This window comes from Marinobacter sp. EN3 (genome assembly GCF_000475315.1).
Taxonomy (GTDB): Bacteria; Pseudomonadota; Gammaproteobacteria; order Pseudomonadales; family Oleiphilaceae; genus Marinobacter; species Marinobacter nauticus.
In genome coordinates this window covers 203,287-213,850 of record NZ_AXCC01000096.1, presented here as the reverse complement: position 1 = coordinate 213,850, position 10,564 = coordinate 203,287, and the positions used below count along the sequence as shown (strand labels likewise).

Annotated in this window: 11 protein-coding genes and 1 tRNA gene; 5 read left to right on the top strand and 7 right to left on the bottom strand. The window is 57.7% G+C overall.

Features of this window, described 5'->3' with window-relative positions; all coding sequences use genetic code 11:
* The 5 genes from Q675_RS38245 to Q675_RS37555 form a co-directional block, all read right to left on the bottom strand.
* Nucleotides 1–726, bottom strand: a 726-nt coding sequence (locus Q675_RS38245) for a tyrosine-type recombinase/integrase (protein WP_023012299.1), incomplete at its 3' end; no start/stop codon positions are given.
* Nucleotides 727–982: 256 nt separating this feature from the next.
* Nucleotides 983–1,058: transfer RNA gene (locus Q675_RS37570), tRNA-Phe, on the bottom strand.
* A gap of 119 nt (nt 1,059–1,177) precedes the next feature.
* Nucleotides 1,178–1,450 carry an oxidative damage protection protein gene (locus tag Q675_RS37565; protein ID WP_014422534.1) on the bottom strand — a complete coding sequence of 91 codons (273 nt, stop codon included), beginning with the start codon at nt 1,448–1,450 and terminating at the stop codon, nt 1,178–1,180.
* A gap of 64 nt (nt 1,451–1,514) precedes the next feature.
* Nucleotides 1,515–2,579 (bottom strand): A/G-specific adenine glycosylase, encoded by a 1,065-nt coding sequence (gene mutY, locus Q675_RS37560; RefSeq protein ID WP_023012298.1) that lies wholly within the window; start codon nt 2,577–2,579, stop codon nt 1,515–1,517.
* Entirely contained in the window at nt 2,579–4,804 is a 2,226-nt protein-coding gene (locus Q675_RS37555; RefSeq protein WP_023012297.1) for an AsmA family protein, read from the bottom strand. The genes mutY and Q675_RS37555 overlap by 1 nt, the downstream gene beginning before the upstream one ends.
* 196 nt (nt 4,805–5,000) lie before the next feature.
* Here Q675_RS37555 and Q675_RS37550 point away from each other — a divergent pair, with 196 nt between their 5' ends.
* From Q675_RS37550 to hisF, 5 genes are all read left to right on the top strand, one after another.
* A complete protein-coding gene (locus tag Q675_RS37550; RefSeq protein WP_022990795.1) occupies nt 5,001–5,462 on the top strand; it encodes an SRPBCC family protein in 462 nt (153 codons plus the stop codon).
* A 102-nt stretch (nt 5,463–5,564) separates the two neighbouring features.
* Nucleotides 5,565–6,158: an imidazoleglycerol-phosphate dehydratase HisB gene (hisB, locus tag Q675_RS37545; RefSeq protein ID WP_022990796.1), complete on the top strand. Its 594-nt coding sequence runs from the start codon at nt 5,565–5,567 to the stop codon at nt 6,156–6,158.
* Between the two features lie 27 nt (nt 6,159–6,185).
* Nucleotides 6,186–6,827: an imidazole glycerol phosphate synthase subunit HisH gene (gene hisH / locus Q675_RS37540; protein WP_022990797.1), complete on the top strand. Its 642-nt coding sequence runs from the start codon at nt 6,186–6,188 to the stop codon at nt 6,825–6,827.
* Nucleotides 6,821–7,558, top strand: coding sequence for a 1-(5-phosphoribosyl)-5-[(5-phosphoribosylamino)methylideneamino]imidazole-4-carboxamide isomerase (hisA, locus tag Q675_RS37535; protein ID WP_011786613.1), 738 nt, complete (start codon nt 6,821–6,823; stop codon nt 7,556–7,558). Before hisH ends, hisA begins: the two co-directional genes overlap by 7 nt.
* A 9-nt stretch (nt 7,559–7,567) precedes the next feature.
* Complete coding sequence (gene hisF / locus Q675_RS37530) at nt 7,568–8,341, top strand: imidazole glycerol phosphate synthase subunit HisF (protein WP_011786612.1); 774 nt, start codon at nt 7,568–7,570, stop codon at nt 8,339–8,341.
* On the opposite strand, the gene Q675_RS37525 is transcribed toward hisF, so the two are convergent.
* Together Q675_RS37525 and Q675_RS37520 are read right to left on the bottom strand one after the other, a co-directional pair.
* Nucleotides 8,338–9,156 (bottom strand): divergent polysaccharide deacetylase family protein, encoded by an 819-nt coding sequence (locus Q675_RS37525; protein ID WP_022990798.1) that lies wholly within the window; start codon nt 9,154–9,156, stop codon nt 8,338–8,340. The genes hisF and Q675_RS37525 overlap by 4 nt on opposite strands.
* The gene (locus Q675_RS37520; RefSeq protein WP_022990799.1) at nt 9,153–10,559 is read right to left on the bottom strand and encodes a S41 family peptidase; all 1,407 of its coding nucleotides are present in this window, start codon (nt 10,557–10,559) and stop codon (nt 9,153–9,155) included. The genes Q675_RS37525 and Q675_RS37520 overlap by 4 nt, the downstream gene beginning before the upstream one ends.
* Nucleotides 10,560–10,564 lie beyond the last annotated feature (5 nt).

The window sequence follows — 10,564 nt, the reverse complement described above, 5'->3', positions numbered from 1 at the left end:
GCCTGCCAGGGTGGCAGCTTTCGCGTGGAATGGGTGGCAGGCTTCGTCTGGAATCAGTGGCAACCTTGGTCTGGAATACGCATCCGCGACTTTCATATTGCAGATTTCACCACCCCGCATCGCTGTCTCAGAGGCAAATAGAAACATTGCTCCGACTCGACTCAATACTGTTTTTGGTGGGGAGCTGAAGCTGAAACCACTGGCCTTAAGGTAGGCTTCAATTTCTGTTGGAGCGATCACCCTGTCACGAGGCTTATTTTCCGGCGGCCTTGAGACTCCGGCCATGGGGTGTTCTGTCAGCCACTGCCATTCGCGCCAAGCCAGCTTGCAGGCATGCGTCAACAAGTTGAACTCTCGATTGACAGTGGAGCCAGAGACTTTTTTCATTCGTGCGTCCCGCCATGCCGAAAAATGCCGCGGCCCAACATCCACAAGCCTCACATCTGCAAGAAGTGGATCCCGCATCATCTGGTTGAGTCTGGTGATTTCCCAACGGGCCCCACGTTTCTTTGGAGAGATGTCATCTCGATAACGTTTAAGCACGTCGTGCATTCTGGCATTTGCGGGTGCGGCACCTGGAGTGTGATGGCCACTTTCGATTTCGTACTCGACCTGGTTCGACCAGGCTATAGCGTCTCGTTTAGATCGAAAGGTTTTCGATCTGCGGACTCCTTTCTTGAAAACATCGGCTCGCCAACCGGTAGTGGTTTTTTTGAAACTTGCCACTGAATATCTCCTCACATTAGAAAACCAAATGCGCAGGCCAGCGGAAAGGGGCTTACGCCCATAAATTACGGCCTGGGAGATATTAGGAAAGGGTGGGGCGAGTCGTGATTGTGTCGTGACGAGTTTTACCAGACTTTTCCCGATTTAGGAAAATCAATGGGTTACATTTGTACGTTCCGTACACGACATTGGTTGATCTTAATCGATCATTAGTCTTTTAAAACAGTGGGTTACGCATTTCTGGGGAGGGAGGAAATGGTGCCCGGAGGCGGAATCGAACCACCGACACGGGGATTTTCAATCCCCTGCTCTACCAACTGAGCTATCCGGGCGTGTTGAGCTGTGTGCTGCAACGGGGCGCTATTAAACCGGTTTAGGGTTTGGGAGTCAAGGCCGGCCGGCAAAAATTTTCGGAAGTTTTTGCCGGTTGTTCAGGCCTTGATCAATCGTCCTATTTTTCAGGCGGTACATAGCCTTCGGCCTGGTCGAACGGCTCGTTGTTGAAGAACCGGTCCATCTGCGCCTGCAGGTATTTCCGGTTGTTCACGTCCATCAGGTTCAGGTGTTTTTCGTTGATCAGCATGGTCTGCTGGTTCTGCCATTCTTCCCAGGCCAGCTTGGATACGTTCTCGTAGATATCCTGGCCTTTGGGGCCGGGCATCGGGGGCATGGCCAGGCCTTCCAGTTCTTTCTGGTACTTGCGGCAGAATACAGTGCGGCTCATGTCGGCTCCTGTGCTGAGGTCAGTATGCCGGCATGATAACAGACCATCCGGCACCTTGGCTTGATTACAGCAGCGTGGCTTGCTCGGGTTCCGTCAGCAGGGTGCGGATCGGGGCGGGCAGTCCCAGGTTGAGGGCTTCATCCCGGTGCAGCCAGCGCAAGCGGTCGGAATCGCCAACCTGGGTGTTACCGGTTACGGGCAGGCGTACCGGTTGTATGTGCAGATGATAATGGCTGAAGGTGTGGCGAAAACCGCTGATGGGTTCCGGGTTGTGGCAGTTCAGCCCCAGCTCCCTGGCACAGGCATCCTGCAGTTCATCCGTGCCGTAGGCCGGGTCAAGTTCGGGCAGGCTCCACAGGCCGCCCCAGATGCCGCTGGGTGGCCTGCGTTCCAGCAGAATACGGCCTTCGGCATCCTCCAGGATCAGCATCCAGGTGGTTTTTTCCGGTTTTTCCTTCTTGGGCTTTGAACCCGGGTACAGGCGAATCTCGTCACGGGCGTAGGCCAGGCAGCCATCCTTCACGGGGCAGGCCTCACATCCGGGCTTGCTGCGGGTACACACCATGGCGCCCAGGTCCATGATCGCCTGAGTGTAGTCTTTGATCCGGGCTTCCGGCGTGTGGCTCTCCGCGTGCTCCCAGAGCTGGTTCAGCACGGCAGTCTGTCCCGGCCATCCGGGAACGGCATGGTAGCGCGCCAGCACGCGTTTCACGTTGCCATCCAGAATGGTTGCGCGTTTTTCAAAGGCCTGAGCGACAATGGCAGCGGCGGTAGAGCGGCCAATTCCTGTGAGGCTTTCGAGTTGCTCCTGGTCGGCCGGGAATTCGCCGCAGAACTCATCCACTACCTGTTTTGCGGCCTTGTGCAGGTTGCGTGCCCGAGCGTAATAGCCCAGGCCGGACCAATGGCCGAGCACATCATCGACCGGCGCCGAGGCGAGGGCGTGGACATCGGGAAAACGGGCCATGAAGGCTTCAAAGTAAGGAATCACGGTAGTTACCTGGGTCTGTTGGAGCATGATCTCCGACACCCAGACCCGGTAAGCGTTGCGGTTGTGATGCCACGGCAGGTCGTGCCTGCCGTGTTGGTCGTACCAGCGAAACAGTTTGTCGGCGAAACGGTCCGGCATCAGTTGAACAGTCCCTTCAGGGCGTCCTTCACCTTCCCGCCGGCATCCTCGCCCAGCTTTTCTTTCAGTTTTTCCTGCACCTTCTCTTCTGCTTTTTCTTTGGCGCGGTCCACTTCTTCACGGGCTTTTGCCTTGGCAGCGTTGGCCGCAATGTCTTTCAGGGTGTCCCGGAAGCGGGAGCCATCAAATGAACACAAGCCGGCCGGGTCTTCGGCGAAGTTGCCCCGGCATTCCACCGGAATGACCACGTTTTCCACATACTCGGTCACGCGACAGGCTTCGTCCCGGTGAATTTCACCAACAATGCGCAGGCCGAGTTCGTAGTCCAGGTCAGTTTGCTCAAGATCAACGGTGCCGTTGCCCTCCAGGCGCATGCCCGCAAGCGCCGCGACCAGGTCGGTATTGTTAAGGGTGTTACCGTCGATTTTAAGAGTACCGCGCATGTCGTTGAACGGGGTAGTCGTGCCCCAGTCAGTGGTCGTCAGGGATTCCTGGTTGGCGAGGGCGATACCCTGGCAGGCCATACGGGTCAGGTTCATCTGGCGGAACTCGCCTTCGGCCAGGTTAAAGCTGATCTCGCCGTTGGCGTTTTCACGCAGGGCAGAAATCCGGTTGCCAGTGGTATCGACAGCCACTTTCATATTGGCACCGCCAGAGAGCATGTCTACCTCGGCCAGATCGGTTAACAACGGCAACGTCCGTACGTTGGTAACGTCCGAGCGGATGCGCCATTTCGGGTTGTCGGTACGGGCGTCGATGGTGGCGTTGGCGCCAAAGCTGCCGTAATAGAGCTTGCCGCTGAATTCGTCCACTTGCAGCAGTCCATCTTTGGCGGTGGTGCTGGCGGCGATGTCGTTGATGGTGAGGTTGCTGACAATCAGCTCGCCCAGGCCGAAATCAATGTCCAGCAGCAGGGTGCGCAGAGTGTCCAGTGGCAGCAGGTCGGTTTCAGGCTGGGATGCCCCAGTTGTTTGAGTGTTGCTGTCGGTCTGTGTTTCGCCGTTGCCTGCTCCTTGCGAATCGCCTTCGGCCGAGGGCGGCAGGTAACGATCAGCATTCAGCTTGTCACCCTCTAGGTCGAACACCAGCCCACCTATGGCGAGGTTATAGCTGCCGCCACCGTTGAAGCGGGTATCATCCAGGGTAATGACAAGGTCAGACAGCGCGACAACGCCGGGCTCGCCACCCAGGTTGGTCGATAGCGCGATCGCTTTCAGTACCTCAGGGTCCGTGGTTTCAATGGCGGGTTGCCCCAGATTGTTGAGAAGCTCCTTCAGGGAAAACTCGGAAATCTCAATGCGACCGTCCAGAGCCGGTTTGTCGCCAAAGCCTTTTACATTCAGGTTGGTATTGAGGCTAAGATTGGCCAGGCTGGCGGAGAAGTCGCTCAGGGACGCGGTTTCGTTTTCCAGGTTGGCGGCCAGGGAACCGGCCAGTTCTGCGGTCACCGATTCGCCACCAAACGGCTCGCCCGACATATCAAATACCGCGTTCAGGCCAGATACCGCAAATTCGTTGAGCGCCTGGTTTGCCTGGATGCGGGCCTTGATGCTGCCGTCTACCGCAAACTGCGGCTGGCTGGTTTCAACGCGGAAGCGGATATCCAGGGGGAATTCGGAACCGAGGGTGATATCACTGGCGGTCACCGTGAAGTCTTCCAGCGTAACAGACTGCCCGGTGCTCAGATCGTTGTAGTGAACGCTGGCGTTACTGATTTCAACGTTCTCGACATTAAAGTTGAGAGCCTCACCGCTGGCGGATTGTGTCTCAGGCTCGGCTGTTTCCTGGGCGGGTTGTTGTTCGGCAGCAGCGGTGCCAGCCTCAGCGGTGGCGGTTTGCTCCCGCATTATCCGGGTCCAGTTGCCTTCGCCCTGCTCGTTAACTTCCAGGTGTGCATCCAGGCCACTCAGCAGGAAGGTGTTTACCTGTGGAGACATGGCAATCAGAGACCAGAAATCAATCTGGGCAATCAGTTGCTCCAGTGCGACAAACCGTTCGCCGTCCAGGTTGGCCTCAACCTGATTCAGCTCCAGGCCCAGGGGGATGAAAGACCAGCCAATGTCGCCCTCCAGCATCAGGTCCAGATTGGTCTGCTTCTCAACAGCCGCTTCAATCTGGGGTTTGTAATCGTTGGGGTTGATCACCGCAACCGCAATGGCGACGGCGGCCACTGCCAGTAACAGCAGCGCAATAACGGCGTAGATCGCATAGCGGATAGCTTTCATGGCTGGGTTCCTTTTCCTGTCGGCAGGCTGGTAGCCGGCGTTTTATTGCGTGAATAAAGCAAAGGATAACGCAGGGTTAGCAAATTAACAGTGCAGGAATATGACAATGCGGTAGTCTTGGGTCAAAATACACCCCCAACTTATCCGCCGGGGCAGCCAGCCCCGAGGCACAAATAAACATAAGAAGGAGTCGGCTGTGGCCATTACCGTATCGATTGAGCTGAACCGGGATCTGGAAATTCCGGCGAGCTATGATGAAGTCTTCGATCTGTTGGCAGACGTTCCCAAATCTGCCAGCCACTTCCCAAAAGTCGATAAACTGGTGGACCTGGGCGATAACGCCTACCGCTGGGAAATGGAAAAAGTGGGCGTCGACAAACACGCTATTCAATCGGTTTACGCCTGCACCTACCACGCTGACAAAGAGGCCGGCAAGATCACCTGGTCGCCCATCAAAGGCGAGGGCAACGGGGTTGTCAGTGGTTCCTGGACCCTGAGTGCCAAGGGCGACAACGCTACCGCAGTAAGATTCCAGACCAGCGCAGAGCTGACCGTTCCCCTGCCGAGCCTGCTCAAGCTGGCCATCAGCCCGGTGATCAAGCACGAGTTCAACAGCCTCGTGGACACCTACATGGCCAACCTGAAAAAAGCGTTCTGAGCTATCAGGGTGATTGATCCGGTTGCGGGACTCCAGTTGAGTTAACAGGTATAATCCGCAAACAAAGTTTACGGTAGCAAGCCAGTTTTCAACGGAGTCTCCATGGCCGAACGCAAGGCTCGGGTAGAACGCAATACCCTCGAAACCCAGATTACCGTCGAGATCAATCTCGATGGCACCGGCAAAGCCAATTTCGACACTGGTGTGCCTTTCCTTGAACACATGATGGACCAGATTGCCCGCCACGGCCTGGTGGATCTGGATATTACCTGCAAGGGCGACCTGCACATCGATGACCACCACACCGTGGAGGACATCGGCATCACTCTGGGCCAGGCCTTCAAGCAGGCTGTGGGCGACAAAAAAGGCATTCGCCGCTATGGCCACTCTTATGTGCCCCTGGATGAAGCTTTGTCACGCGTGGTCATCGACCTGTCCGGCCGCCCCGGTTTGCTCATGGACGTACCCTACACCCGCGCCAGCGTGGGCGGGTTTGACGTCGATCTGTTCGCAGAGTTCTTCCAGGGCTTTGTGAATCACTCCATGGTGACCCTGCACATCGACAACCTGAAGGGCAAGAACACCCATCACCAGATCGAAACCGTGTTCAAAGCCTTCGGTCGCGCACTGCGCATGGCGATTGAAATGGACGAGCGCATGGCGGGCATCACCCCGTCCACCAAAGGCGCCCTGTAACCGGTCACCGATAGGAATAGAACCACCATGAAGACCGTCGCCATCATCGACTACGGCATGGGCAACCTGCATTCCGCCCGCAAAGCCGTGGAGCACGTGGCCCCGGACTGCACCGTACTGGTTACAGACGATGCCGCCAAAATCCGTGAAGCTGACCGGGTGATTCTGCCCGGTGTAGGCGCCATCCGTGACTGCATGGCCGAAATGCACCGTTTGGGCGTGGTTGAGCTCGTCAAAGAAGTCTCCCAGGACCGCCCATTCCTCGGCATCTGCGTTGGGATGCAGGCCCTGATGGCCCGCAGCGAAGAAAACGGCGGTGTGGAAGGTATCGGCCTGTTCCCGTCTGAAGTTCGTTACTTCGGCGACAACCTCACCGAAAACGGCGAACGCCTGAAAGTGCCCCACATGGGCTGGAACCAGGTGTACCACACGCTGGACCACCCGCTCTGGCACAACATTCCGGACGGTGATCGCTTCTACTTTGTGCACAGCTACTACGCCGAAGCCGAAGGCAACGCCGATATGGCTGGCCGCACCCATTATGGTGTCGACCTGGCGGCAGCGGTGGCGAGAGACAACATCTTTGCAGTGCAGTTCCACCCTGAGAAAAGTGCCCGGGCGGGACTGCAGTTGCTGGAAAACTTTACGAACTGGACCGGAACATGCTGATTATCCCCGCTATCGATCTGAAAGACGGCAAATGCGTAAGACTGCGCCAGGGCCGCATGGAAGACTCTACCGTATTCGGTGACGACCCCGTCGACATGGCCACCAAGTGGGTCGACGCCGGTGCCCGCCGCCTGCACCTGGTTGACCTTAATGGCGCCTTCGCCGGCGAACCGGTAAACGGTGAAATCGTAAAGGCAATTGCAGTGAAGTACCCGAATCTGCCTATTCAGATTGGTGGTGGCATCCGCTCGGCGGAAACCATTGAGGCCTATCTGAAGGCTGGTGTTCAGTGGGTCATCATCGGCACCAAGGCGGTTAAAGAGCCTGAGTTTGTCACCGAAATGTGCAAGGAATTCCCCGGCCACATTATTGTGGGTCTGGACGCGAAAGACGGTCGCGTCGCCACCGACGGCTGGGCCGAAGTCTCTGAAGTCATGGCGGTAGATCTTGCCAAGCGCTTCGCCAACGACGGCGTATCCTCAATCGTTTACACCGACATCGCCCGTGACGGCATGATGCAGGGCGTGAACGTCGAAGCCACCGCCAAGCTGGCAGAGGAAGGTGGCATCCCGGTGATTGCGTCTGGCGGCGTTACCAACATGGACGACCTCAAGCGCCTGGCCACCGTTGCCGACACAGGTGTCATCGGTGCTATCACCGGCCGCGCCATCTACGAAGGCACTCTGGATGTGGCGGAAGCGCAAGCCTATTGCGACAGCCTGAAAAACTGAGGACTGACAATGGCATTGGCAAAACGCATCATCCCCTGTCTGGACGTCGACAAAGGCCGTGTGGTTAAAGGCGTGAATTTTGTCGATATCCGCGACGCCGGCGACCCGGTGGAAGTGGCCCGTCGCTACAATGAGCAGGGCGCGGACGAGATCACTTTCCTGGACATCACGGCCAGCAGCGAAAGCCGCGACACCACCTACGAAACGGTAGAGCGCATGGCGGCGGAAGTGTTCATCCCGCTGACCGTGGGCGGTGGCGTGCGCACCGTCGATGATATCCGCAAACTGCTCAATGCCGGAGCCGACAAGGTCTCCATCAATACGGCCGCAGTCTTCAATCCTGAGTTTGTGCGGGAGGCAGCGGAGCGTTTTGGCCGGCAATGCATTGTCGTCGCCATCGATGCCAAGCGCGTGAGCGCAGCAGGCGAGGAGCCGCGCTGGGAGATCTTTACCCACGGTGGTCGCAAGCCAACCGGGCTGGATGCCGTAGAGTGGGCGAAGAAAATGGTTGAGCTGGGGGCAGGGGAGTTGCTGCTGACCAGCATGGATCGTGATGGCACCAAGATCGGCTTTGATCTTGGCCTGACCCGTGCCATCAGCGATGCGGTAGTCGTACCGGTGATTGCTTCAGGTGGTGTCGGTGAGCTACAGCATCTGGCGGATGGCGTTACCCAGGGTGGCGCAGACGCGGTGCTGGCGGCATCCATCTTCCACTTCGGTCAGCACACCATCCCTGAAGCCAAAGCCTTTATGAAGGCTCAGGGCATCGAAGTCCGCGATTAATTGCTGCGTGCATAGGCAGGCCGAATGGCCTGCTTCTCACCTTCCGCAAACATCTCCCGATTACCGTTGCGCATGGCCCAGAGACCACTGACCGTGGCGATGGCAATGCCCTGTTCATCCAGCATCGGCAGGTGCTTCTCCAGATAATCCACGGTGACCTTGTGGGGGTGTCCGATACCAATGGCCGTGCCTTTTTCCCTGGCGGTCTGAATCAGCAGTTTGAACTGTTTGTCGACAAACTCTTCCGTCTGTTCGTGATCGAGAAACACATCGCGCGTCAGGCTCGGGATGTTGTAGGCATCGGCCACACTGCCGGCGATGGAATTGGCAATGGTGCGGCTGTCGACGAAATACACCGGGTAGCGGTCCAGCTCTTTCATGACCCAGTCCATGGGTTCCAGTTGCTGAGTAAGCAGGCTGCCCATGTGATTGTTCACACCGCTGACAAAGGGAATGGACTGCAGTGCCCGGCGCAGGGTGGTGGTGATGGTCGGCTCGTCCATATCCGGTGTCAGTCCGCCCGGGCCGAGACCGAAGTTGCGGGTGTTGGCCATCGGGGCGTGCAACATGATTTCCTTGGATTGGGCGTGGGCCAGCTTCGCCAGGGGAACTGTGTGGCGCCGGTAGGGCAGGAAGGCCAGTGTCAGGGGCTGGTCAAGCTTTGCCAGTCGCTCGCCCTCGTAACGATTGTGGCCCATGTCATCAATAATGATGGCAATGGTGGGCTGCTGGGGTTCACCCGGCCCTGACGCAAACGCAGCGACAGGGCTGATGGCCAGAAGGGCCAGCAGCGTGAGGGTAGAGCGTAAAGTCACTGGGCGTTTTCCTGCGGCTTGCTGTCGTTCTTCCGGTTAAGGATGTGCAAGCCTTTCAGCAGGTTCAGGGCCGACCGCAGCTGATAGTCCCGGTCGGCAGCAGAAGCCTGTGCTTCCGCAGCCTGTTCTCTGGCCTTACGGGCTTCCTCCTCATTCTCCCCCTCAAGATGACCGCTCAGGTCGGCTTCGGTGAAGAATGGCCTGCTGTCGAGCTCTTTCAATTCTGCCGGGCGCACCTCGATGTCCGGCTTGATGCCGGTGGCCTGGATGGAGCGACCATCCGGCGTGAAATAACGGGCTGTGGTCATTTTGATGGCGTGGGTCTCGTCCAGCGGTATGACCGTCTGGACACTGCCCTTGCCGAAGGACTGGGTGCCCATCACCACGGCGCGTTCATGGTCCTGGAGCGCGCCGGCAAGGATTTCCGACGCGGAAGCAGAGCCACCGTTGATTAGCACGACAATAGGTGTGCCAGCCATGACGTCGCCGGGCTTGGCACTGAAGCGCAGGCGTGAACTCTGGATACGGCCTTCGGTGTAAACAATCAGGCCTTCGTCCAACAGGGCATCCGCGGTCTCTACGGCAGCTTGCAACACACCGCCGGGGTTGTTGCGAAGGTCAATGATCAGGCCGTCCAGATCGTTGCCGTGTTCGTCTTCCAGATCGCTGAGGGCTTTCAGGAACTGCCGGCCAGTCTCGGCCTGGAATTGCGTAATGCGGACATAGCCGTATCCGTTATCGATCATCCGGGATTTAACGCTGGTGACTTTGATCACATCCCTGGTGACATCAATCTCGATAGGCGCACTTTCGCCCTCGCGCATGATGGTCAGAGTAAGCACCGTGCCGGGCTTGCCGCGCATCAGGTTGACGGCTTCTTCCAGCGACATTCCCTTCACCGGCTTTTCGTCCAGCTTGATGATCAGGTCGCCAGCTTGAACGCCCGCTTTCTGGGCCGGGGTGTCGTCGATGGGGGAGATGACTTTGACAAAGCCGTTCTCCATGCCCACTTCAATGCCAAGCCCGCCAAATTCGCCGGAGGTACTTTCTTCCAGTTCCTCGTAATCTTTGGGGGCCAGATAGGTAGAGTGAGGGTCCAGGTCGGACAGCATGCCCTTGATGGCGCTCTCGAGCAGTTGGGTGTCGGAGACATCTTCCACGTAGGCGTCTTTGATGCGGCTGAACACTTCGGTGAACTTGCGCAGGTCTTCCAGCGGCAGTTGTTCTTCCGGGTCAGGAAGTTTCAGTTCAACCCGCTCGCCACTCTGAATGGAGTCCAGAATCTGCTGGGTCTGAGCGTCCTGGTCCTGTGCCAGGGCCAGTCCGGAGGCTGTGAAACAACAGGTGGCAAGAATCATGGTGCGCAATGGCGAGGTCTTGAGTGTACTTCTGGCCCGTTTCATTCACA